A 24135-nucleotide genomic window follows, 5' to 3' on the forward strand; every position below is an offset into this window, starting at 1 on the left:
TCTGCCCGTGCATCCTCTACGCCCCCTCGCCGTCGGCACCTTCGTCCTGGTCGCGGCGCTCAGCTCGGCGTGCTCCGCCGCTCGCTCCCCGCAGGACGCCGGCCCCGGGACTCCGGCGCCGTCGCAGGTGGCTACTGCCCCGACCGCCGTACGGCCGCCGGCCGCCAACGCGGCCTTCGACTATCAGCTCGGCGGCCCGTATCCGCCACCGGACACGGTCCGGGCGGTCTCCCGCGACCGCACGGCCGAGACCGCCCCCGGCCTCTACAACATCTGCTACGTCAATGCCTTCCAGGCACAGCCCGACGACACCGGCACCTGGAAAGACCGCCACCCCGAGCTCCTTTTGCGGGACGAGCGCGGAAATCCCGTCATCGACCAGGACTGGGACGAGCCCCTGCTCGATATCTCCACCGCCGCCAAACGAGCAGCTCTCATGGACATCATCGGCCCTTGGATCGACGGCTGCGCCAAGGCGGGTTATGACGCCGTGGAACCCGACAACCTCGACTCCTACGAACGGTCCCACGGCAGGCTCACCGCACAGCATGCGGCGGCCTTCGCCGAACTCCTGACCCGCCGCGCCCACCAGCGACAGCTGGCCGTCGCCCAGAAGAACACCACCGATCTGCTGCCCCGGCGCCACAGCATCGGCTTCGACTTCGCCGTCGTCGAAGAATGCGCCCACTACCAGGAATGCGGCGATTTCGCGGACGCCTACGCCAACAGGGTCTTTGTCATCGAGTACGAGAAAAAGGACTTCGCCGCCGCCTGCCGCGCCTGGGGCAAGCGCCTCTCCCTCACCCTGCGCGATCGCGATGTCCGCCCGGCGGGCAGCGCCGGCCATGTCGACCAGCGCTGCTGACCACTCCGCTCCGGCGGCGCCGCAACCCGCCGGCGGACACGCCGTCTCATGAACCGGCAGTCCCGTTGATCTTCTCTATCGCCTGCCGGGCCTGTTCCTGCGGGGAGCGGGCGGGCAGCGGCGACACGGTCGCGGAGGCCACAGCGGGCTGGGCACGCTCCTGCGCCACGGTCGTGGACGCCACGGCGGGCTGCGCACGCTCCTGCGCCACGGCTGTGGCCCGGGGCGCGGGCTGGGCACGCTCCTGCGCCACGGCTGTGGCCCGGGGCGCGGGCTGCCGGATGCGCAACCGCTGACCGGCGGCCTCGTCCAGCGTCACCGGGCGCTTCAACCGGGCGGCGAGCCGGGCGGCCTCCTGACCGAGCGCGGCGACATCCTCCCACTGCAGACGCACCACCAGCGAGAGCTCGGCGTCTCCGTCCGGCAGGGCCTGGAGCTGCGGGATACCGGGGTCAGTCATGAGCGCTCCTCACGTCGTGGACCGATGCCCCACGGGGCACGGATATGGAGAGATACGGGAAGCCGGCCGCCGCCGTTCAAACCGCGGGCCGGGAGCAGCGGGCTCCCGTACTCTCGGGCGCGTGAGGAAAACGCATCAACTCCGCCGTCTGGTCGTCGGCGAGGAGACCTGGCTGTGGTCGGTCCGCCACCGGCACCCCGAATGCCGCGAAATTCTGTCCCTCCACCACGACGCCACGCGGGCAACCCTGCGGATCGTCTTCCGGGCCCGCCCGGGGCGCCTCGTCCCCGATGGCCTCTTGCACTCGGGCGGGGTCGGCGACCGTCGTGCGGTGCTCAATCTCCACGAGCCCGGCACCGTCCGCCGGCTCTTCGACGAGGTGGCATCGAGCGGCCAACTGCCGACCACCTCCACGGAGAAGGAGCTGGACGGCTGGCCGCTCTTCGATGCGCTCGTGGGGCGTGACGACGCCTGATCTACGCCACTGCGTGGAAGAGCGCCGCCGCCTCGCCGCGCGATTCGACGCCGAGCTTGGTCAGGATCTTGGCGACATGGAACTTCACCGTCGACTCGCTGATGTGCAGTTCCTGCGCGATCGCCCGGTTGCGCTGGCCGAGCGCGAGCCGGGCCAGCACCTGCAACTCCCGCTCGCCCAGGGCGATGAGCGGGTCGGGTGCCGGGTCCTGGGACACCCGCAGCGGGATGGCCGCCGCCACCGTGGTGCCCCACCCGGGCACCGCGTCGACGTCCAACCGTCCGTCCAGTACGTCGAGTCGTTCCTTGACCCGGCCGGGGGCCAGATCGCAGTGGCTGAGTGTGCCGGGCCCGTCGTCCCGTACGGTCACGCGCAGTTCGTCATCGGTGAGCTGCCAGCCGACGTGGACGCGGCTCACCGTCTCCTGCTCCAGGGCCTTCATGAGCACCGCCCGGACGATCACTCGCGCGGTGTGCGCCACGTCGGCGGCCACCGTCCGGGTGGAGTCGGGCGCGCCCAGCTCCAGCCGTACGGGGCTGTAGCGCACGAGCGGCCGGAGCGAATCGGCGAGCCGCGCGAAGGCCTGGCCGGCCGGCTCCTCGGCGATCTCCTGGTCCCGTTCCGCCTCCGCACGCAGCTCCACCAGCGCCGAGACCGCCAGATCCGTGGCGGTGGCGCGGGCCGCCGCATCGTCGAGGGTGCGGCTGCGCAGGACACCCAGCAGCGCGGTGAGCGCTGCCGAGTACGCCTCGCCCAGCTCCGCGATCACCCGGGCCCGGGTCCCGGCGGCGGTCCGCGAGCGGGCCAGCGCGCCGGGCATGGCCTCCTCCGCCAGCCGGTCGAAATGGCTGGTGACCACGTCCCACAGCGCTTGTATCAGGGCTGTGGCGCTCTCGTCGACGGGCGCGGCGTCGCCCTCCCGTACCAGCAGCAGGACGGCGCCCCGGGGCGTCGCATGGCTCGTCGCGACGAATACGGGCCGCTCGGCGCCGGCGAGGGTGAGGGTGCCCTGCCACGGGCGGCCGGGGGTGCCCGAGGCGAGCAGGGGCGTCAGGTCGGCGGTGGAGAGCCGGCCGATGATCTCCGGATCGCCGTAGGTCTTGAACGGTGAGTGGGCGCAGTGGGTGGAGAGTTCGGCCACTGCCCGATGCGGGACCAGTCCGGCCAGGACTGTGGAAAGGCGGGGCAGGATCTCGCCCAGCGGCTGGCGGATCACCTCGTATGCGGCGGTCAGGGCGGGCACGGATCCGGTCAACTCCATGTGCCTCAGCCTAACCACGGTCGCCGGGGCCGGCGCTGGCCTTTCGGCCAGGTGGGACTGTCCGGATGGCTGGCGGCCACCCGACCCCTCAAGGACAAAGCTGAAGCCATCACTTCGGAGACGTCCAAGACCTCCTTGGCTTCCACGACTTCCAAGACTTCCACGACTTCCACGACTTCCGACACATTTTGCGCATTCAGCGGGGAGACCGATATGCAGGCGATCATTTACAACGAATTCGGTGGCACGGACGTGCTCGCCCTCGGGCACACCGACAAGCCGGTGCCCGGCCCGGGCGAAGTGCGGGTGAAGGTGGTGACGGTCGGCGTCAATCCGCTCGACTACAAGCGGCGTTACGGATGGGTGGAGCAGTTCTACCCGACGACGTTTCCCGCGGTGCCCGGGCTGGAGTTCGCAGGGGTCGTGGACGCGGTCGGCGAGGGTGTCACCGATACGGCCGTCGGCGACGAGGTCTTCGGCTGGACCAAGACAGGCGCATACGCGGAGTACGCCCTCGCGGGTGACATCGCGCCCAAGCCCGCCGAGCTCTCCTTCCGGGCCGCGGCGACCCTTCCCATCGCCGGTGAGACCGCGCAACGCGTCCTGGATCTGCTGGGCCTGAAGGAGGGCGAGACCCTGCTGCTGCACGGTGCGGCCGGCGCGGTCGGCCAGGTCGCCGTCCAGCTGGCGGTGGCCCTGGGCGCGACGGTGATCGGCACGGCGTCCCCGGCCAACCACGACTTCCTGCGCACGCTGGGTGCGGTTCCGGTGGCGTACGGAGCGGGTCTCGCCGACCGGGTCCGGGCGGCCGCCCCGCAGGGTGTCGACGCGGTCTTCGACGCGGCCGGGCAGGACGCGCTACCGGTCTCGATCGTGCTGCGCGGCGGGACGACGGACCGCATCGTCACCATCGCCGACCCGAACGCGGCCGATCACGGCGTGCCGTTCTCCTCGGGTGGTACGCCGTCGGAGCAGGTCCGGGCGGGCCTGGCGGCGCACGCCCGGCTCGCCGTCGAGGGGAGGCTGACCGTACCGGTCGTCGAGACCTTCTCGCTGGCCGACGCCGCCAAGGCACAGGAGTTGAGCGAGGCGGGTCACGTACGCGGCAAGCTCGTCATCGAGATCTGAAGCCGCGCGGCGGCGGGGAGGCGGGCGGGGGCATGGACACCCGCGCCCGCGCCCTCCCTCAGCTGTCCGTCTTCCACAGCCGTATCCGGTGGTCGTCGCAGCCACCGGCGACGGTGACATTGTCCGGGGCGAACGCCGTCGACACGACGCCGAAAGAAGAGTCTCTCTTCCCCCGCTGCCTTCGAAGCGGCGGTCACCGCCTCGTCGCGCACACAATATCCATCGCAACGTCGGCGTGGGTCGAGGATGTTGAGGTAGCTGCACTTCTGCACCTTCCATTGCCTTGATCCTCTGGAGCCTCTACGTTGAGCGCGCTTGAATTCGCTCAACTCGCCGCTCGGCGGCGGGCTTCGGGAGGACCCCCCATGTTCAGACGCACCTCCACAAGTGCTTCCACAGACAGCTCCATACGCCCCTCCAAACGGATCTCCGTACGTACCGGCGTCGCCGCCGGCCTGGCCGTGGCCGCGCTGGCGGCCACGACCACCATCGCGGCCACGGCTCAAGGCGCCACTGCGGCCCCGCCCAAGCACGACCAACGCACCCAGAAGGTCGAGTACTTCACCGGTGCGAACGGTCACCCCCGGCAGACCACCGTGCCGGTCTCGCCGCCGCTCACCAAGGCCGCCAGGTCCGCGATCGCCTCCGACGGCGATGTCACCTCGATCGTGCAGAACGGGCCCGTCGGCTCGAAGCTCGATGTCGTCTTCGTCGGGGACGGCTATACCGCCGCCCAGCAGGAGGATTTCCACGCCGACGTCCGCGCCAAGTGGGCCAAGATCAGCGCCGTGGAGCCGTACGCCTCGTACTCCGGCCTGTTCAACGTCTGGGCCGTTGACGCCGTCTCCAACGAGTCCGGTGTCTCCGGTGACCCGACGCAGGACGTGGTCCGCGACACCGCCCTCGACTCCGCGTTCTTCTGCGAAGGCACCGAGCGACTGCTCTGCGTCGACACCGGCAAGGTCGAGTCGTACGCCTCCAAGGCCCCGGCCGCCGACCTCGTCGTCATGCTCTCCAACTCCACCAAGTACGGTGGCGCGGGCTACAACGACATCTCCTCGCAGGTCGGTTACGACGGGATCGCCACCGCCTCCTCCGACAACGACCAGTCCGACCAGATCGCGGTGCACGAGACCGGTCATTCGCTCGGCAAGCTCGCCGACGAGTACGACTACGGTCAGTCCGGCACCTACTCCGGTCCGGAGCCCACCCAGTCCAACATCACCACGCTCTCCGCCGACCAGATGACCGCCCAGCAGCAGAAGTGGTACCGCTGGATCGGTCAGCAGTCGCCGGACGGCGGCACGGTCGGCGCGTTCGAGGGCGGCGGCTACTACCAGTACGGGCTCAACCGGCCCACGGAGAACTCGATCATGCGGTCGCTGGGCCGTGAGTTCAACCTTCCCGGCCGGGAGGCGATGATCGCGGGCTTCTACCGGTGGGCGAGCGTGCTGAGCAGCCCGGTCGCCACCGATCACAAGCTGTCCCGCGGGGACCGCATCCGGGTCACCGTGCCCGGCTCCGCGCAGGTGAGGTGGTACGTCGACGGCCGTGAGCGCAAGGCCGCTCGGGGCAAGGCCTCGATCGTTCCGCGCACCCTCGGTGTCCCTGCCGACGGCCGCGCCCACCGGATCACGGCCCGCGCCACCGACCGTACGGACGCGGTCCGTGACCCGGCACTGCGCAAGAAGCTGTCCGGATCGCTGACCTGGCGGATCGCCCCGTAACGGGACGCTCGCACACTCCCCCGGTACCGGGCGGGCCGGTCAGCGCACCCGCCCGGTACCGGCACACGGCGCGCACCGGTGACCGGGTAGCCTCCACACCATCCACCTCGGCCTGGAGGTTGATCACCAAGGAGCCCGCACGATGACGCCGCCCGCTCAGGACGACGCCGGTGCCTGGGAAGGGCCGTGGCCCGGCACTTCCGGCATCCCTCATGCCCCTCTCGACGAGGAGACCCGGCTCCGGAAGGGCCTGCCGCGCACCTTGCTGCCGACGCCGCACGGGATGAGCCGGCCGGCGGTCTTCGATCCCGCCCTCAAGCAGTTCTCCCGCGCCTACCGGGCGGGCGAGCCCCGCTTCGAGGACGAGGCGTCGGGCCGGGCCTGGCATCGGGCCCGGAGGACCGCGTTGGATGTGGTGCTCGCCGCGATCGCCAACGGGCCCTGGGCACGGCATCTGGTTCTGCGCGGCAGTGTGCTGATGGCTACCTGGTTCCGGGATGCGGCCCGGGACCCGGGCGACCTGGATTTCGTCGTCGTCCCGCAGGACTGGGCGATGGACGGGCCTCGTACGGCGGGCCTGTTCGAGGGGATCGCACGGGATGCGGCAGCGGCGAGTGACGGCGGCCCGGTCCGGATCGACGCGGCCGGCATGGTGACCGAGGACATCTGGACGTACGAGCGGGTGCCCGGCCGCCGGATGCTGCTTCCCTGGACGGCACCGGGGACCGCGGGCGGCACCGTTCAGCTCGATGTGGTGTTCCACGAGCCGTTGCCGGCCCCGCCCGAGCTCACCGCGCTGCGGCCGCTGGGCGACGGTCCCGACTGCCGCGTTCTGGCCGCCTCCCCCGCCCTGTCACTGGCCTGGAAACTGCTCTGGCTGGTCACCGATTTCCATCCGCAGGGCAAGGACCTCTACGACGCGGTGCTGCTGGCCGAGCACACCCCACCGCCCTACGAGCTGGTGCGGGACGCCTTCGTGCTCGGCGGGGTCGATGGGCTGCGGCCGGCCGGCTCCTGGTGGATCGACACCTTGCGGGTGGCGGACGACTGGGAACACTTCACCGCCGACTGTCCCTGGGTGACGGGCACCGCCGACAGCTACCGGGAGCGGCTCGGACATGCGTTGGCACCGCTGCTCGCTGTGGCGGAACCCCCCGGCGAGTGTGTCTATGACCGATGGGTCCGGTGGCTGCGCCCGTTGGTGGAGTCCACTCGCGGGGCGGCCGCAGCCGATCCTCTGGCCGTCCTCGGGCATCTTGCGGGCGGTGGCTGGGAGGGCCTGCTGGCGACCGTCGTGATCGTGCGTGAGGTGGTGGGGCGTCAGGCCCTCGGCGTGGAGGACGCGCTGGGTGTCGTCATTGCTGGTCACGACAGGTGGCGGGTCTGGCGGGAGAACCCCCGGTGGTGGCCCGCGGTCGTCGATGAGCTGCACTGACGTTTCGGGCCGTGACGCGATGCCCTGACGCACGGCCATTGACACCGCTTGCGCACGGCCATTGACACCGCTTGCGCACGGTCATTACGGTCTCGCCAACATTTCGAACGTGTGACGAAATTTCGAACACGACGAAGGGGCAACTCCCGTGCGCATCACCGGTATCAGCACGCATGTCGTCGGAACCCCCTGGCGCAATCTGACCTATGTCCAGGTCCACACCGATGAGGGTCTGACGGGCGTCGGCGAGACGCGGATGCTGGGCCGTACCGATGCGCTGCTCGGCTATCTGCGGGAGGCCGAGGCGAACCACGTCGTGGGCTCGGATCCGTTCGCGGTCGAGGATCTGGTGCGCCGTATGAAGTACGGCGATTACGGGCGGGCCGGGGAGATCGTGATGTCCGGTATCGCGTGTGTGGAGATGGCCTGCTGGGACATCAAGGGCAAGGCGCTCGGCGTCCCGGTGTGGCAGCTTCTCGGCGGCCGGGTGACCGACCGCGTCAAGGCGTACGCCAACGGCTGGTACACCACCGAACGCACCCCGGAGGCGTATCACGCGGCGGCCCGCAGGGTCGTGGACCGCGGCTACCGGGCGCTGAAGATCGACCCGTTCGGCACCGGGCACCATGAACTCGATCCCCCGGCGACGCGCTCCGCGGTCTCACTGATCGAGGCCGTACGGGACGCGATCGGACCGGACTGCGAGCTGATGCTGGAGATGCACGGCCGGTTCAGCCCGGCGACGGCCGTACGGCTGGCCCACGAGCTGGCGCCCTTCGATCCGGCCTGGCTGGAGGAGCCGGTGCCCCCGGAGAACCTCAAGGCGCTGGCGAAGGTCGCCGGCAAGGTGACGGCACCGATCGCGACCGGTGAACGCATCCATGACCGGATCGAGTTCCGTGAACTGTTCGAGTCCCAGGCGGCCGACATCATCCAGCCGGACCTGGGGCACATCGGCGGCATCCTGGAGGCCCGCAAGCTGGCGGCGACCGCCGAAACGCACTACGTGCTGGTGGCTCCGCACAACGTGGGCGGCTCGGTGCTCACCGCCGCGTCGCTGCAACTGGCGGGCTGCACACCGAACTTCAAGGTGCTGGAGCACTTCAACGACTTCGCGGACGCCGAGATCAAGCGAGTGGTCAAGGGCGCACCACAGGTCGTGGACGGCTACTTCACGCTGCCCGACGCGCCCGGACTCGGTGTCGAGCTGGACACCGACGCGGCGGCCGAATTTCCCCAGCAGCAGGCCCGGTTCGATCTGTGGGCCGAGGGCTGGGAGCGCCGTGACCCGGCGGGGGCCGGCCGGTGAGGGCCAAAACCGCCGTCGCGGGGTCCCGCACCCGCTCGCTCGTCGTCGACCGGCCCGGCCACCACCGCCTCGTCACGGCGCCGACGCCGCCGCCCGGCCCCGGTGAGGCGCTGGTGCGGGTGGTGGCCGCCGGTATCTGCGGCAGCGACCGTGAGGTGCACGACGGCACCCGACCCGCGGCGTACGTCCGCTACCCGGTCGTGCCGGGCCATGAGTGGGCGGGCACCGTCGAGGATGTCGGCGCCGGTGTGCCGGCCGCACTGACCGGCCGCAAGGTCGTCGCGGAGGGCTTTCGCAACTGCCGGATCTGCGACCGCTGCCGGGCCGGGGACACCTCACTGTGCACGGCCGGGTACGACGAGACGGGCTTCACCCGGCCCGGAGCGTTCGCGGACACGCTCGTCGTGCCGGCCCGGCTTCTGCACCCTCTGGCGGACGATGCGGACCTGCGGGCGGCCGCGCTGCTGGAGCCGTCGGCGGTGGCCGCCTCGGCGGCCCTGATGGCCGGTGCCGTACCGGGGGAACGTATCGCGGTGGTGGGTGCGGGGACGCTGGGTCTGCTGGCGGTGCAGTTCCTGGCCGCCTCGACACCTGCCGAGCTGGTCGTCATCGATCCGCGCCGGGCGCGCGCCGAGCAGGCTCTACCACTGGGCGCGACCCAGGTCCGTACGCCCGAGGAGGCCGACGGGCCGCCCGGTGGCTTCGATCTGGTCGTGGAGACCGCGGGAGCGCCCGATACCGCCGCGGTCGCGACCCAACTGGCCCGCAGGGGAGGGCGGGTCGTCCTGGTCGGCCTGCCCGCGCCGGGCGCCCGGGGTATCGACCCGATCCATCTGGCGATGAGTCAGATCACTGTCTACAGCGTGTTCGGCGCACCGTCCGCCGCCTGGACACATGCCGTCCGGGCCTTCACCACCGGCCTGCTCGATCCGGCACCGCTGATCACCCATGAGTTTCCGCTGGAGCGGTACGCCGAGGCCATCGCGCTGGTCGGCGGCGGCGATCCGGCGGTGGGCAAGGTGCTGCTGCGCCCGTCGGGGTGAGAAGTCGCTGCGGGGTACGCCGGCGCCCAGGCACGCCAGCACTTCCGAACAACGTCCGATATCTCGAACGCTGAATGAGGAGTTCCGTTGATCGACCTGTCCGCATCCCCCTCCCCGGCCCCTCCCGCCGCGACGCCCGCCCCCCGTCTCCCCGCCGCCTCCGTCCTGGCGGCGCTGGGACACGCCGCACCTGCCGACGATCCCGCGGACACCTCGCCGTACGCCTTTCCCGACGGCGGTACCTGGCGCACCGAGATCCCCTCCGTCGAAGGGCCCGAGGCGCTGGCCACCGTCTTCAAGGAGGCCGGCCGCCTGGACGTGCCCATCCACCGCATCAGCCAGGGCAGCGGCGTCTGGATGCTCACCGACGCCAATATCACCGAGATGGTCGAGTCCTGCGCGGCACAGGACACCGAACTCTGCCTGTTCACCGGCCCGCGGGGCACCTGGGACATCGGTGGCGCCACCCGCTCCGACTCCGGTGGGGCGGGGCTGCGGGCCCGTGGCCAGGAGGCGGTGGCCGGCTGTGTCGAGGACGCGCTGCGCGCCACCGCGCTGGGCGTGCGCTGTCTGCTCGTCGCCGACGAGGGTGTGCTGTGGCTGCTGCACCGGCTGCGGATGAACGGCACCCTGCCCGCCGACACCACGTTCAAGGTCTCCGCGCTCATCGGACCGGTCAACCCCGCCACGTACGAGCTCTACGAACGGCTCGGCGCCGATTCCCTGAACATCCCCTCCGATCTGACGCTGGCTCATCTGACCCAGATCCGGCGGGTCTCGCGGGCGCCGATGGACTTCTATGTCGAGGCCCCCGACGACCTCGGCGGATACGTCCGGATGTATGACGCGGCACAGCTGATCCGCCGCGGCGCACCCCTCTATCTGAAGTTCGGGCTCAGCCGCTCCCCCGGCCTCTACCCCTACGGCGCGCAGCTGCGCGAGACGGCACTGGCCACCGCACGCGAGCGGGTACGGCGCGGCCGGCTGGTGCTGGATCTGCTCGCCCGGCTCGGCGCCGACGGGCGGATGTCGCCGCCCGGCGCACGGCTCCCGGGCGAACTCCGCCGCTTCCCCGTCCCCGAGAGGAGCAACTGACCATGCGTACCCGCACAGTTCACCGTGCGTGCGCCGGTGTCCTCGGCATCGCGCTCACCGTCTCGCTGACCGCCTGCGGCCAGGAAGCCAAGGGCGGCAGCCGCTATCGGCCCGCAGGAGCCGCCGGCGGCACCATCGGCATCGCCATGCCCACCAAGTCGTCCGAGCGCTGGATCGCCGACGGCAGGAACATGGCCAGGCAGTTCGAGGCGAAGGGGTACACGGCCGATCTGCAGTACGGCGACGACAAGGTCGAGAACCAGGTCGCCCAGCTGGAGAACATGATCTCCAAGGGCCACCGGCTGCTGGTCATCGCGGCGATCGACGGCTCGGCGCTCACGGATGTGCTGCGTCGCGCCAAGGAGGCCGGCATCCCGGTGATCTCCTACGACCGCCTCATCCTCGGCACCCCGAACGTCGACTACTACGCCTCCTTCGACAACGCGCGCGTCGGCCGTCTCCAAGGGCAGTACATCGTCGACAAGCTCCACCTCGACCGGGACAAGGACCGGGAGGTCACCATCGAGCTGTTCGCCGGGTCGCCCGACGACAACAACACCAAGTACTTCTGGAACGGCGCCCTCTCCGTGCTCAAGCCGTATCTGGACAGCAAGCAGCTGAACGTGCGCAGCGGGCAGACGAAGATGAGCCAGGCCACCACGCTGCGCTGGGACGGCGGTACGGCGCAGAAGCGGATGGACGATCTGCTGAGCAAGAACTACGGCGATGCCGAGGTGGACGCGGTGCTGTCCCCGTACGACGGCATCTCCATCGGTGTCATCTCGGCGCTCAAGAGCGTCGGTTACGGGTCGGCCGACAAGCCGTATCCGGTCGTCACCGGCCAGGACGCGGAGCTGGCCTCCATCAAGTCCATCCGTGCCGGCCAGCAAACGCAGACCGTCTACAAGGACACCCGGAAGCTCGCCCGGCAGGCGGTGCTGATGAGCGACGCCGCACTGCACCACCGAAAGCCCGAGGTCAACGACGTCAAGACCTACGACAACGGCGCGCGGGTCGTGCCCGCCTTCCTTCTCGACCCGGTCAGCATCGACAGGAGCAACACTGAGCTCCTGGTGAAGGACGGGTACCTCAAGGCCGGTGATCTGCGGTGAGCGCGCCGGGCACCCCCGTACTGCGGATGCGCGGGATCACCAAGACCTTCGGCGCCGTCACGGCCCTGTCGGGGGTGGAGCTGTCCGTGCGCGCCGGGGAGATCCATGCGATCTGCGGGGAGAACGGCGCGGGCAAGTCGACCCTGATGAAGGTCCTCAGCGGTGTGTATCCGCACGGCAGCTACCAGGGCGAGATCCTCTTCGAGGGCGAACCCTGCGCGTTCCGGGACATCCGCGCCAGCGAGCGCCGCGGCATCGTCATCATCCACCAGGAGCTGGCGCTCATCCCGTATCTGTCCCTCGCGGAGAACATCTTCCTGGGCAATGAACGCGCCCGGCGCGGCGTCATCAGCTGGAACGAGACCCTGCGCGCGGCCGCCTCGCTGCTGAAGCGGGTGGGGCTCGGGGAGAAGCCGCAGACCCGGATCGCCGATATCGGGGTCGGGAAGCAGCAGTTGGTCGAGATCGCCAAGGCGCTGTCCAAGGAGGTACGGCTGCTGATCCTCGACGAGCCGACCGCCGCGCTCAACGACGAGGACAGCGCCAACCTCCTCGATCTGATCCTGGAACTGCGCGCCCAGGGCATCGCCTGCATCATCATCTCGCACAAGCTGGGCGAGATCCGGCGGGTCGCGGACACCGTCACCGTGCTGCGGGACGGCCGCACGATCGAGAGCCTGACCGTACGCGAGCGGCCCGGCGCGGAACCGGAGCTCTCCGAGGGCCGCATCATCCGGGGCATGGTCGGCCGCGAACTGGACCAGCGGTTTCCCGAGCGGACCCGCTACGAGGGCGCGGACGCGGGTGAGACGGTGCTCGCCGTGGCGAACTGGACCGTCCACCACCCCATCGACCAGCAGCGCAAGGTCGTCGACGATGTCTCGCTGTCCGTACGACGCGGGGAGATCGTCGGGATCGCGGGCCTGATGGGCGCGGGCCGTACCGAGTTGGCCATGAGCGTCTTCGGCCGCGCCTACGGGCGGTACGCGGGCGGCACCGTACGCCTCGGCGGCCGGGAGATCGTCTGCCGGAGCGTCCCGGAGGCGATGGCGCACGGCCTGGCGTACGTCACCGAGGACCGCAAGACCTACGGCCTGAACCTCCTCGACACCATCCATCGCAATATCTCGCTCGCCTCCCTGCCCCAACTGGCCCGGCGCGGCCTCGTCGACCAGCACGAGGAGCGGCGGGTCGCCGAGCGCTACCGCATCTCGATGCGCATCAAGGCGCCCACCGTCTTCGAGCCGGTCGGCCGGCTCAGCGGCGGCAATCAGCAGAAGGTCGTGCTGAGCAGGTGGATCCATCCCGATCCCGAGGTGCTGATCCTGGACGAGCCGACCCGTGGCATCGATGTGGGCGCCAAGTACGAGATCTACATGGTGATCAACCAACTGGCCGCCCGGGGCAAGGCCGTGGTGTTCATCTCCTCCGAACTGCCCGAGCTGCTGGGCATGTGCGACCGCATCTACACGATGGCCGCCGGCCGGCTGACCGGCGAGATCGGCCGTGCGGATGCGACCCAGGAACTGCTGATGCGCCATATGACCACGGACAAGAGCTGAGGGCCGCCCGATGACCACCGCAACCGAACCGTCCCCGTCCGCCGCCCCGTCGCCCGACGGCGGCCTCGGCCCGTCGGCCGGCGCACTGTTGCTGCACACGGTGCGCGGCAATATGCGGCAGTACGGCATGATCATCGCGCTGGCGCTGATCGTCGTGCTCTTCCAGATCTGGACCGACGGCACACTGCTGCTGCCCAACAACGTCTCCAACATCGTCCAGCAGAACAGCTACATCCTGATCCTGGCCATGGGCATGATGATCGTCATCATCGCGGGCCATATCGATCTGTCGGTCGGTTCGCTGGCCGCGTTCGTGGGCGCCGCGGCGGCCGTGATGATGGTCAAGCACGATATGCCCTGGGTCCTGGCGCTGGTGCTCTCGCTGCTGATCGGCGCGGTCGCCGGGGCCTGGCAGGGCTTCTGGATCGCCTATGTCGGCATACCGTCGTTCATCGTGACGCTCGCCGGGATGCTGCTCTTCCGCGGCGCGACGCAGATCATGCTGGAGGGGCAGTCGCTGGCCCCGTTCCCCGGCGCCTTCCAGGACATCGCCCAGGGATTCCTTCCCGAGATGGGCCCGTACACCCAGTACCACAACCCGACGCTCGCCATCGGCCTGCTCGTCATCGCGTTCGTCCTGTTCCAGGAACACCGGGACCGCCGACGCCAGTTGGCCTACGAACTCGATGTGCTGCCGTTCGGCATCTGGCTGCTCAAGTGCGCCGCGATCGTCGCGGCCGTGGTGGCCTTCACGCTGACGCTGGCCAGCTACCACGGCGTCCCGGTGGTGCTGCTCATCATGTGCGCCCTGCTGATCGGGCTGGGTTTTGTGATGCGCAACGCGGTCGTCGGCCGGCATATGTACGCGCTCGGCGGCAACAAGGCCGCGGCCAAGCTCTCCGGCGTCAGGGACCAGCGGGTCACCTTCTGGGTCTTCGTCACCATGGGGGTGCTGGCGGCGCTGGCCGGCTGCGTCTACGCCGCACGCCTCAACGCGGGCACTCCACAGGCCGGCATCAACTTCGAACTGGAGGCGATCGCCGCCGCGTTCATCGGTGGTGCGTCGATGAGCGGCGGTGTCGGCACCGTGCTCGGCGCCATCATCGGCGCCCTGGTGCTCGGCGTGCTCAACAACGGCATGTCCCTGGTCGGCGTCGGCACCGACTACCAGCAGGTCATCAAGGGACTGGTGCTGCTGGCGGCGGTCGGCTTCGACGTCTGGAACAAGCGCAAGGTGGGGTCATGAGGGGGTGACCCCACCTTTCCTACGGGCAGCTCACCCGGCGAACTCCGGCTGCGCCAGACCACGTCCCGCCCCGGGGACGACGAGCAGGGACCCGCCGAGCGACGACCCGCCCGGGCCCCCACGGGCCGTGGTGACATAGAGGTCCGCGAGCGCCGCCCCGCCGAAGGCACAGGCGGTGGGGCGGCCGACCGGCAGTCGCAGAACGCGGTCGAGCGACCCGTCGGGGGCGTAGCGCCGCACCTGGGCCCCGTCCCACAACGCCACCCACACACCACCTTCCGCGTCGACGGTCAGCCCGTCCGGAAAGCCCGCCGTCGAGGCGCTGCTCTCGGACTCCGAGATCCGCGCGAAGGGACGGCGGCCCCGTACCAACCCCTTGTCGTCGACATCGAAGACATCGACCCGACGCGTCGGTGAGTCGATGTAGTACATCAGCCGCCCGTCGGGACTCCAGCCGATGCCGTTGCTGACGGTGACGTCCGGGAGGATCCTTGTCACCGTGCCGTCCGGCGCGACCCGGGACAGTGTGCCGCCGCCCGCGCTCTCGTCGTAGCGCATGGTGCCCGCCCACAGGGAGCCGTCCGGCGCGACGGCCGCGTCGTTGCCCCGGCGGCCCGGCACCGGCTCCCGGCACAACCAGGAGAACGCGCCGGAGGCGTCGTAACACCCCACTCCGTCACGGAGGTTCACCACCACTCCCCCGCCGGCGCGCGGCTTGGCGGCGCCGACATGCTGTTCGGTGGCCATGACCGTACGGCGGCCGGTGGCCGGGGTGAAGGTGTGGACCCGGGCGGAAAGGATGTCCACCCAGATCAGCCGGCCGGCCCGCGCGTCCCAAGTGGGTCCCTCACCGAGCCACGCGGGCTCGGCCACCGCCACCTCCCACCCCGCGCTCATGACCGCCCCCGGTACCCGAGCCGCGCGGACAGATCGCCGGCGCCCTTGAGCGCCAACTCCTCCCACTCCAGGCGCTGTTCCTCACTCCAGCGGATCATCGGCACCGACACGCTGAGCGCCGCCACCACCCGTCCCGCGGAGTCCCGCACCGGCGCGGCCACACAGCTCACATCCGGGTTCGACTCCCGTCGCTCCACCGCCACACCGCGCCCGCGGATCTCGACGAGCTGTGCCCGCAACGCGTCGGTGGAGGTGAGACTGTGCGACGTCATCGCCACCAACTCCCCCTCCTCCGGCAGCAGTTCCGCCACCTCACCCTCCGGCAACGAAGCCAGCAGCATCTTGCCGACCGCGGTGCAGTGCGCGGGCAGCCGCCGCCCCGCGGCCGAGACCATCCGCACCGCGTGTCTGCTGTCCACCTTGGCGACATAGATGACATCGGCGCCTTCGAGGAGGGCGACATGGACGGTCTCGCCGCACGTTTCGGCGACCGTGCGAGCCACCTGCTGTCCCTCCGCGGCGAGATCGAGCTGCTCGGCGTACCGGCTGCCCAGCTGGTAGTTACGTACCCCGAGCCGGTAGTGCCCGGGCTGCTCGGGCACCGGGACGAGGTAGTTGCGTGCGACGAGCGTGGTGATCAGTTCATGCACGGTGGTGCGCGGCAGTCCGAGCTTGCGGGTGATGTCGGGCGCGGAGAGCGCGCCGCCCTGCTGCAGAAAGAGTTCCAGTATGTCCAGCGCGCGCGTCACCGCCGGTACGAGCCGCCCCATGTGCCCTCGCCCCTCACCGTCTCGTTCGATATCCCGGCCGTCTACCGGTATCGCGAACAGAGCCTAGGCGCGACGCACGCACCGGGCAATGGTCAGCGATGCCGCAGCCGGTGTGCCTCGTCAAGGAGGTGACGCAGGCGAAGGCCGTCCGGGGCGACGGCGGTGACCAGCGCGGCAGGGCCGGCAAGCGGAGCCAACACGGCCTGGCCGCCTTCCGGAGCGCCGCCCAGCAGGTGGACTTCGGGGGGCGTCTCCTCGAAGGCCGGGTCGACGATCAGGAGCTGCCCGACCGCGCGATGGCCCGCGAGAACGGCCGGGCCGTCCCAGCCGGGTGCGCCCGGACCGTATGCGGCCTGCTGGTCCAGCAGAGTGCGCCCACCGCGTCGGACGGTGAGACGACTCGCCACATGGCCCGGCGGCTCACCCGCGCGTCCAAGGACCTGTTCCTCACGCAGTACGAGCCGTGCGGTGGGCGCCAGGTCGACGGTCCAGGTCTGGCGCAGATCGCTGCCGGCCGCGCAGATCAACGGCTTGGGGAGCCAGTGGAGCTGCGCCTGCTCCCCTACGGTCAGCCGCACGTCGTAGGTGGCATGCTCGGAGGTCCGGCCCCGCAGGGCGAGGGTCGCGGCGGCGGAGGTGATGTGCAGCGCCGCGCCCTGCTCTGCGGCGGCTTCGATCCGCAGCCGGTCGCCGCCGAGGGGGGCGCTCATGGCACCGACGACGCACACCCGCGCCTCGGTCCCGCGTGAGCGCAGACGCCGCAGTTCGAAGGGCCCCTCGCCGTCCAGGACGGGCAGCGTGGTGGTGCCGCCCCTGACCGCCGCCTGGATGCGAGCGGTGGCACACACGCCGACGGCAGTCCGACGGGGGGCCGGCCCGGCTTCCGGGGTCGCGAGGGTCATGCGGGACCCGCGCTCCAGTCGGCGAGGCGTTCGCGGACCCAGTCGGCGACCGGCTTCACACCGCCCTCGGTCTTGAGGGAGGTGAAGGCGACGGGGAGTTCGCCGCGCTGTGCCTTGGCGTCGCGCGCCATGCCCTCCAAGTCGGAGCCGACGTACGGAGCGAGGTCGGTCTTGTTGATGACGAGGAGGTCGGATGTGGTGACGCCGGGTCCGCCCTTGCGGGGGATGTCGTCACCGCCGGCGACATCGATCACGAAGATCTGGGCGTCGACCAGCCCCTTGGAGAAGGTCGCGGTCAGGTTGTCGCCGCCGGACTCCACGAGGACCAGATCGAGCGGGCCGACGGCGTCCTCCAGGTCCTCGACGGCTTCGAGGTTGGCGGAGATGTCGTCGCGGATGGCGGTGTGCGGACAGGCGCCGGTCTCGACGGCGGTGATCCGCTCGGCGGGCAGTACGGCCTCGCGGAGCAGGAATTCGGCGTCCTCGCGGGTGTAGATGTCGTTGGTGACGACGGCGATGGACAGCTCGTCGCGCAGCGCCCGGCACAGCGCCGCGACGGTCGCGGTCTTGCCCGAGCCGACCGGCCCGCCGAGGCCGATCCGCAGCGCCCGCCGGGTGCCGTCGGGGCGCCGGGGGTCAGCACTGTAGGTGTGCCGCTCGGGGAACGTCTCTCCGTGGTCGAGGTGCATACGGACTCCGGCCTTTCATCGTGTGTCGTGGGGTGGTGGTCAGGAGGCGAAGAGGCGTACCGGCCAGGCGGCGTGCTGCTGCGCGGTGATGTCCAGCAGCGGCGCGGACGCGGCGGGCAGTACGTCGATCCCCTCCTCGGGGATGCGTGCGGCGGCCCCGGTGGCCGCCGCGGCGGTCCGGTCCAGGTCGGGGGCGAGGCGGGCGAGGACGGCGGTGGCGTCGAACGGGTCCAGGCTCAGCAGCCGGACCGCCGCCGTGGCCGGCCCGCTGACGGTTTCGTACGCCACCGCATATGCGGCATCCAGCGGCGCCAGCCCGGCCGACCGCGCGGCCAGGCCCAGCACCACCGGCTGGTGCGCGCCCCGCGGCCGGGCCGCGGCCAGTGCATCCAGCTCGGCCGACGGCCAGGTCGCGCGGGCGGCCCGCATCATCTGCCGCCCCAGCTTGCGGGCGGTGGTCCGCAGCGCCGGCACCGGAGTACGGACGTCAGCGGCCTCGTCCAGCGCCACCGGATCGTGGCCCGCGGCGGCCGCGGCGGCCAGCGCCGCGGCGACCAGGCCCACGGTGTGCAGCCGCCCCCGGCAGAACTCCCGCAGCGAATCCGCATCCTTGATACGGCCCGCGGCCACGGCCGGTTCGGCTCCACCGGAGTGCGCGTGCCCTCCGGCGGGGAACCGGCCGTCGGCCAGGACGAACAGCGCGGCGCGACTCATCCGAGGTCACCTTTCCTCATCGTCGGGCTCACCTTTCCCAGCTCGCCGCCCGGGTCGCTCCGCGGCTCTCGGTCGAGATCTCAGAAGAGGAAGTACCGCTGTGCCATGGGGAGTTCACGGGGATAGATCCGCTCGACGATCTGGTCTTCGACCCACGTCGACACGTCCTCCACCTTCGCGCCCCCGGCGATCACCTCGAAGGTGTCGGGGTCGATCCGGACGTCCGGAGTGGCGCTGTTCTCCTTCATATCCGCCTTGCCGACGTCACGTGTGCAACTGATGGCCTTGAACTGCTTGCCCAGCGCGAGCCGTTCGGGCAACCCGCCTTCGATGGCCCGCTCGGTGACGAAGTTGTACGAGGTGGAGCGGGGCGCCAGGCCCGTGGCGCCCCACATGGCGCGGGGCAGGACCGGCTGCGGGGTGGGGATGGACGCGTTGGCGTCTCCCACCTGCGCGTACGCGATCTGTCCGCCCTTGATGACCATGTGCGGCTTGACCCCGAAGAACTTCGGCTCCCACAGCACCAGGTCGGCCAGCTTGTCGATCTCCACGGACCCGACCACCGCATCGATGCCCTGGGCGATCGCCGGGTTGATGGTGTACTTCGCGACGTACCGCCGGGCGCGCTTGTTATCGGCTCCCTTGTCACCCGTCGGCCGTTCACCTTCCGGCAGCTTGTCGCCTTCCAGGAAGCCCCGGCGCACCTTCATGACGTGCGCGGTCTGCCAGGTGCGCGTGATCATCTCGCCGATGCGGCCCATGGCCTGGGCGTCCGACGACATGATCGAGATGGCGCCGAGGTCGTGCAGGATGTCCTCGGCGGCCATCGTGGAGGGCCGGATCCGGGAGTCCGCGAAGGCCAGGTCCTCCTCGATCTTCGGGTTGAGGTGATGGCAGACCATCACCATGTCGAAGTGCTCCTTGACCGTGTTGATGGTCAGCGGCCGGGTGGGATTGGTGGAGGCGGGCAGTACATTCGGCTCGCTCACCATCTTGATCATGTCGGGGGCGTGGCCGCCGCCCGCGCCTTCGACGTGGAAGACATGGATGGAGCGGCCGTCGATGGCCGCAATGGTGTCGTCGACAAAGCCCGCCTCGTTCAACGAGTCGGCATGGAGTGCGAGCTGGACGCCCGTCTGATGGCAGACCTCCAGGCACTTCTTGAGGACGGCCGGAGTGGCACCCCAGTCCTCGTGGATCTTGAAGCCGATGACGCCCGCGTCCACCTGGTCGTACATGGACTTCTCCGACATGGTGGCGCCCTTGCCGAGCAGCCCGATGTTCACCGGGAAGGCGTCCAGGGCCTCGAAGGTGCGGGCGAGGTGCCAGGAGCCGGGCGTGACCGTGGTGGCGGTGCTGCCCTCCGCCGGTCCGGTACCGCCGCCGATGAGCGTGGTGACGCCCGCGGACAGCGCCTCGCCGACCTGCTCGGGACAGATGAAGTGGACGTGCGTATCGACCCCGCCGGCGGTGAGGATCTTCCCGTTGCCGGCGATGACCTCGGTATCGGGACCGATGACGAAATCCGTGGGGATCGGGCGGCCGTCGTACAGCGCGATCCTGGGCCCGGCGTGGACGCGGTCCATGGTCTCGTCGTTGTACGCCTTGCCGAGCGCGGTGATATGGCCGTCGCGGATGGCGACATCGGCCTTGACGATGCCCCAGTGGTCCAGGATGACGGCACCGGTGATCACGGTGTCGGGCGGCTCTACGACAGCGCTGCCGCCGGAGTCACCGGACTCGTCAGCGCCCCCGGTCTCCTCAGGGCTCTCGGTCTCGTCGGGGCTGACCGGGTCGCGCGGCGCGATGGACTGTCCCATCGACTCACGGATCACCTTGCCGCCGCCGAAGACCATCTCGTTCCCACTGCGCCCCGGGCCGCCCGCCCAGTCGTCCTCGATCTCGATCCGCAGCTCTGTGTCGGCGAGGCGGATACGGTCACGGGTCGTCGGGCCGAACCGGTCGGCGTACTGGGCGCGGGTCAGGGGGTCGGAGGGCTTGGGGGTCTCGGGACACTCGGGGCACTCAGGCATTGAGCTCACCCCCGGCCGCGTCGGACGGGCTCTCGGCGCTGTCGAGCGGGCCGCCGGCCTGGCCGCGCAGACCGTAGACCAATCGTCTGCCCTCGATGGGTACGAGCTCGACATCTTCGGTGATGTTGGGCTCGAAGCGGACGGAGCTGCCGGCAGGGACGTGCAGGCGCTTGCCCCAGGCGACCTGACGATCGAAGTCCAGCCCGGCGTTGGCCTCGGCGAAGTGGTAGTGGGAACCGACCTGGATGGGACGGTCGGTCGGGTTGCTGACGGTCAGGCGCGTGACTTCGCGCCCCTCGTTGAAGGGCACGAACTCGTCCTCCGGCTCCGTGGAGTAATCGACCTTCCCCGGGGAGACGAGCGGCTGTTCGTCCTCGCCCGCTTCCGGGAAGGGGTCGTGGATGGTGACCAGCTTCGTGCCGTCGGGGAACGTGGCCTCCACCTGCACGTTCTTGATCATCTCGGGGATGCCCTCCATGACCTCCTCCCGGGCAAGCACCTTGCGCCCGGAGGACATGAGGTCGGCGACGGTGCGGCCGTCCCGGGCACCCTCAAGGACGTGCACGGTCAACAGCGCCACCGTTTCGGGGTAGTTGAGCCGCACCCCCCGGGCCCGACGTTTCTCGGCGACGTCCGCCGCCAGATGAATCATCAGGCGCTCTTGTTCATGTGGAGTCAGGTGCATGGCCCTTACCCTGTGCTCGTCCTACCCAGAGCTTCTGTCCTGGGCTCGTGCGCTGGGACCTGACCTGGCCCTGCACCACTGGCAACCCGGGGCGGAGTCACCAGGACTTCCCCCCGCCATCGGTGCGGCACAACTTCCTTGGCCGCCGGCCCCAACTCCTTGCGAGGGCAACATGATCACGCCGGCAGAGCCGGAAACGGCGTACGGCCCGACCTGCACCCGTATGAGTGAAGTCAGGCCGATACGCTTGAACTTGAGGTTTTAGGTGGTCCACTCGTGGCCAACTGGCCACTCAGCGGCCCTCATTCCGTCTGGCTCTCCGGCTTCTCGTCCGCCCCCGTTGGGCCAACGGTCCGAGTCGTGGACGCCCGTCAGATGCGCACCACCATCTTCCCGGTGTTCCGGCCGTCCATCAGTCCGAGGAATGCCGTCACCGCGCTGCCGATGCCGTCCTCGACGGTCTCCCGGAAGGTGATCTTCCCTTCGGCCAGCCAGCCGCCCATCTCGTCGGCGAAGGGCGACTGGAGCCCCGCATAATCGCCTACCTCGAACCCGCGCAGGGTGAGCCGCTTCTTGACCAGCTCGATCATGTTGCGCGGCCCCGGCGGGGGTTCGGTGGCGTGGTATCCGGAAATCGCTCCGCACAGCGCGGCCCTGCCGTCCACGGTCAGTGCATCGATGGCGGCCTCCAGGTGGTCCCCGCCGACGTTGTCGAAGTACACGTCGATACCGGCCGGGGCGGCCTCGGCGAGCAGCTTGCGCACCTCGCCGGTCTTGTAGTTGAAGGCCGCGGTGAAGCCGAGTTCGCCGATCAGGTACGCCACCTTTTCCTCGGATCCGGCGCTGCCGATCACCGTCTTCGCCCCGCGCAGCCGCGCGATCTGTCCGGCCAGGCTGCCCACCGCACCGGCCGCGCCGGAGACGAAGACCGTCTCGCCCTCGCGCAGCTTCGCGATCTCGGTCAGCCCGACGTAGGCGCTCAGACCGGGCATGCCGAGCACACCGAGGAACGCGGAGTCCGGTACGCCCTCGACCCGCCGTAACGCGGTGAAGTGTGCGGCCGGTGCGACGGCGCCGGTTCGCCATCCGAGATCGCTGAGCACCAGGTCCCCGGGGGACAGTCCGGCCGCCCGCGACTCGACCACCTCACCGACCGCTCCGCCGGTCATCGGCCGGCCCAGCCCGTATGCCAGGTCCCCGGACTCCGCGGTGCCCATCAGGGCGCGCATATAAGGGTCCACCGAGAGGTGGGTGTTGCGGACCGACACCTCACCTTCGGCCGGTGGAGGCAGTTCCCGCTCCACGAGCCGGAAGTCTCCCGGCACAGGGCGTCCCACGGGGCGCGCGAACAACTGCCATTCCTGCACGGTGCCGGTCATGCACTGCTCTCCTCTTGTGTGCGGCGTGCCACTTCTGTGTAAGGAAGCAGCGCCCGCCGGACCCGGAACATTCCTGCGCGCACGGCGGTTGTCAGTGGTGCCTGCCAGACTCGGCCGAGTCCATCCACGATCTGGGAGCAGACAATGACCGACCGAGCCGTTCCCCGGCATTTCGGACCACGATTGACGAGCGACACCCGCAGCGCGGCGCCTGCGGTTGGCGACGAACGGGAGACGCTGACCGCGGCCCTGGACTGGCACCGGGCGACGTTCGAGCTCAAGTGCGCGGGTGTGCCGTCGGACCGGCTGTCCGAACGCGCGGTGCCGCCCTCCGCGCTTTCGCTGCACGGTCTGGTGCGGCACTTGGCCGGTGTCGAGCGCTGGTGGTTCCGTATCCAGTTCGCCGGCGAGGACCTGCCCTTGCTCTACTACTCCGACGAGGATCCCGACCAGGACTTCGACTTCGTGGACGGTGATGCGGACGAGGACTTCGCCGTCTGGCGGGCGGAGTGCGAGCGGTCCCGGCAGATCACGGCCGCCGCGGAGTCGCTGGACGCGACGGGGATCCGGCTGAGAACCGGCGAACCGTTCTCACTGCGCTCCATCATGGTGGACATGATCGCCGAGTACGCCCGGCACAACGGTCATGCGGATCTGCTGCGTGAGCGGATCGACGGTTCCACCGGAGCATGAGAAATCAGGCGTCGCCCGGTGGCTTTCACCGGGTCCGCGTCTGACGACCACAAGGTCTCCCCAGGTCAGAACGCTACCGACCGGACGGTGGGATATCTTTGAACTGAGTTATCGGGCAGAGGGAAGGCGGATCGCAGTGGAGCCTGACCACGTAGACGAGATCATCTCGGCATGGGGGAACGAGCTGCCCGAAATCGCCGGTCTACCCCTGGAACTCGCCAAGCGGAGCGCCCTGTTGGTTTCGGCCTTCGACGTCGCGGCCGGGGTCGAGCTGGAGAAGCTGGGGCTCACCCAGGCCGAGTACGGCGTGCTCGCCACCCTTCGGCGCGTCGGCGCCCCGTACCGCCTCAAGCCCACCGACCTCACGCACGCCCTCCTGCTCTCCTCCGGCGGCACCAGCAATGTCGTCAAACGCCTGGTGGCCGCCGGCTATGTCACCCGCGAGGCGGCCGAGGACGACGCCCGCAGCAGCTGGGTGCAGCTCACGCCGAGCGGTGTGGAGACCGCAGAGGCGGCGGTGCGCGCCACGACAGCCGTGCATGCCCGGCTCGTCGACCGCATTCCGGAACGCACCGCGAAGGTCCTCAGCGAACAGCTGCGGATCGCGCTCGCCGCCATCGAGGAGGGCGTGCTGATCCGCCGCTGACGCCGTGCT

General features: G+C 70.2%; 23 protein-coding genes. 13 read left to right on the top strand and 10 right to left on the bottom strand.

What is annotated here, in order from left to right:
• Positions 1-7: 7 nt before the first annotated feature.
• Entirely contained in the window at positions 8-865 is an 858-nt protein-coding gene (locus KI385_RS01630; protein WP_238570444.1) for an endo alpha-1,4 polygalactosaminidase, read from the top strand.
• A 46-nt stretch (positions 866-911) separates the two neighbouring features.
• On the opposite strand, the gene KI385_RS01635 is transcribed toward KI385_RS01630, so the two are convergent.
• Complete coding sequence (locus tag KI385_RS01635; RefSeq protein ID WP_238570445.1) at positions 912-1325, bottom strand: hypothetical protein; 414 nt, start codon at positions 1323-1325, stop codon at positions 912-914.
• 121 nt (positions 1326-1446) lie between these two features.
• Here KI385_RS01635 and KI385_RS01640 point away from each other — a divergent pair, with 121 nt between their 5' ends.
• A complete protein-coding gene (locus KI385_RS01640; RefSeq protein ID WP_238570446.1) occupies positions 1447-1800 on the top strand; it encodes a hypothetical protein in 354 nt (117 codons plus the stop codon).
• A gap of 1 nt (position 1801) precedes the next feature.
• Here the strand turns inward: KI385_RS01640 and KI385_RS01645 are convergent, their stop codons facing one another.
• Positions 1802-3061: a helix-turn-helix transcriptional regulator gene (locus KI385_RS01645; RefSeq protein WP_238570447.1), complete on the bottom strand. Its 1260-nt coding sequence runs from the start codon at positions 3059-3061 to the stop codon at positions 1802-1804.
• A gap of 213 nt (positions 3062-3274) precedes the next feature.
• On the opposite strand from KI385_RS01645, the gene KI385_RS01650 reads away from it, so the two are divergent.
• From KI385_RS01650 to mmsB, 9 genes are all read left to right on the top strand, one after another.
• Positions 3275-4189 carry an NADP-dependent oxidoreductase gene (locus KI385_RS01650; protein WP_238570448.1) on the top strand — a complete coding sequence of 305 codons (915 nt, stop codon included), beginning with the start codon at positions 3275-3277 and terminating at the stop codon, positions 4187-4189.
• A gap of 365 nt (positions 4190-4554) precedes the next feature.
• Entirely contained in the window at positions 4555-5916 is a 1362-nt protein-coding gene (locus tag KI385_RS01655) for a M64 family metallopeptidase (protein ID WP_238570449.1), read from the top strand.
• A 142-nt stretch (positions 5917-6058) separates the two neighbouring features.
• Positions 6059-7351 carry a nucleotidyl transferase AbiEii/AbiGii toxin family protein gene (locus KI385_RS01660; RefSeq protein WP_238570450.1) on the top strand — a complete coding sequence of 431 codons (1293 nt, stop codon included), beginning with the start codon at positions 6059-6061 and terminating at the stop codon, positions 7349-7351.
• Between the two features lie 148 nt (positions 7352-7499).
• Positions 7500-8660, top strand: coding sequence for a mandelate racemase/muconate lactonizing enzyme family protein (locus KI385_RS01665; protein WP_238570451.1), 1161 nt, complete (start codon positions 7500-7502; stop codon positions 8658-8660).
• Positions 8657-9703, top strand: coding sequence for a zinc-dependent alcohol dehydrogenase (locus KI385_RS01670; protein ID WP_238570452.1), 1047 nt, complete (start codon positions 8657-8659; stop codon positions 9701-9703). Before KI385_RS01665 ends, KI385_RS01670 begins: the two co-directional genes overlap by 4 nt.
• A gap of 165 nt (positions 9704-9868) precedes the next feature.
• Positions 9869-10798, top strand: a complete 930-nt coding sequence (locus tag KI385_RS01675; protein WP_238577528.1) for a hypothetical protein — start codon at positions 9869-9871, stop codon at positions 10796-10798.
• A gap of 2 nt (positions 10799-10800) precedes the next feature.
• Positions 10801-11910, top strand: a complete 1110-nt coding sequence (gene chvE, locus KI385_RS01680; RefSeq protein WP_238570453.1) for a multiple monosaccharide ABC transporter substrate-binding protein — start codon at positions 10801-10803, stop codon at positions 11908-11910.
• Positions 11911-11936: 26 nt separating this feature from the next.
• A complete protein-coding gene (gene mmsA / locus KI385_RS01685; protein ID WP_238577529.1) occupies positions 11937-13472 on the top strand; it encodes a multiple monosaccharide ABC transporter ATP-binding protein in 1536 nt (511 codons plus the stop codon).
• Between the two features lie 10 nt (positions 13473-13482).
• Positions 13483-14718, top strand: a complete 1236-nt coding sequence (gene mmsB / locus KI385_RS01690) for a multiple monosaccharide ABC transporter permease (protein ID WP_238570454.1) — start codon at positions 13483-13485, stop codon at positions 14716-14718.
• Between the two features lie 30 nt (positions 14719-14748).
• Here the strand turns inward: mmsB and KI385_RS01695 are convergent, their stop codons facing one another.
• The 8 genes from KI385_RS01695 to KI385_RS01730 all read right to left on the bottom strand — a co-directional run bounded on the left by KI385_RS01695 (position 14749) and on the right by KI385_RS01730 (position 22787).
• Positions 14749-15615 carry an SMP-30/gluconolactonase/LRE family protein gene (locus KI385_RS01695; protein WP_238570455.1) on the bottom strand — a complete coding sequence of 289 codons (867 nt, stop codon included), beginning with the start codon at positions 15613-15615 and terminating at the stop codon, positions 14749-14751.
• Positions 15612-16385: an IclR family transcriptional regulator gene (locus KI385_RS01700; RefSeq protein WP_238570456.1), complete on the bottom strand. Its 774-nt coding sequence runs from the start codon at positions 16383-16385 to the stop codon at positions 15612-15614. Before KI385_RS01700 ends, KI385_RS01695 begins: the two co-directional genes overlap by 4 nt.
• 92 nt (positions 16386-16477) lie before the next feature.
• Positions 16478-17287 carry an urease accessory protein UreD gene (locus KI385_RS01705; RefSeq protein WP_238570457.1) on the bottom strand — a complete coding sequence of 270 codons (810 nt, stop codon included), beginning with the start codon at positions 17285-17287 and terminating at the stop codon, positions 16478-16480.
• Positions 17284-17976, bottom strand: coding sequence for an urease accessory protein UreG (ureG, locus tag KI385_RS01710; RefSeq protein WP_238570458.1), 693 nt, complete (start codon positions 17974-17976; stop codon positions 17284-17286). The genes KI385_RS01705 and ureG overlap by 4 nt, the downstream gene beginning before the upstream one ends.
• A gap of 39 nt (positions 17977-18015) precedes the next feature.
• Positions 18016-18690: an urease accessory protein UreF gene (locus tag KI385_RS01715; RefSeq protein ID WP_238570459.1), complete on the bottom strand. Its 675-nt coding sequence runs from the start codon at positions 18688-18690 to the stop codon at positions 18016-18018.
• 80 nt (positions 18691-18770) lie between these two features.
• Positions 18771-20723 carry an urease subunit alpha gene (ureC, locus tag KI385_RS01720; protein WP_238570460.1) on the bottom strand — a complete coding sequence of 651 codons (1953 nt, stop codon included), beginning with the start codon at positions 20721-20723 and terminating at the stop codon, positions 18771-18773.
• Positions 20716-21408 (bottom strand): urease subunit gamma, encoded by a 693-nt coding sequence (locus KI385_RS01725; protein ID WP_238570461.1) that lies wholly within the window; start codon positions 21406-21408, stop codon positions 20716-20718. Before KI385_RS01725 ends, ureC begins: the two co-directional genes overlap by 8 nt.
• A gap of 371 nt (positions 21409-21779) precedes the next feature.
• Complete coding sequence (locus KI385_RS01730) at positions 21780-22787, bottom strand: NADP-dependent oxidoreductase (protein ID WP_238570462.1); 1008 nt, start codon at positions 22785-22787, stop codon at positions 21780-21782.
• Between the two features lie 144 nt (positions 22788-22931).
• Between KI385_RS01730 and KI385_RS01735 the strand changes: the two genes are divergently transcribed.
• Together KI385_RS01735 and KI385_RS01740 are read left to right on the top strand one after the other, a co-directional pair.
• The gene (locus KI385_RS01735) at positions 22932-23480 is read left to right on the top strand and encodes a DinB family protein (RefSeq protein ID WP_238570463.1); all 549 of its coding nucleotides are present in this window, start codon (positions 22932-22934) and stop codon (positions 23478-23480) included.
• Between the two features lie 136 nt (positions 23481-23616).
• Positions 23617-24126 (top strand): MarR family winged helix-turn-helix transcriptional regulator, encoded by a 510-nt coding sequence (locus KI385_RS01740; RefSeq protein WP_181923500.1) that lies wholly within the window; start codon positions 23617-23619, stop codon positions 24124-24126.
• Positions 24127-24135 lie beyond the last annotated feature (9 nt).

Origin of the sequence: Streptomyces inhibens (assembly GCF_022221585.1) — a bacterium.
Lineage (GTDB): Bacteria > Actinomycetota > Actinomycetes > Streptomycetales > Streptomycetaceae > Streptomyces > Streptomyces inhibens.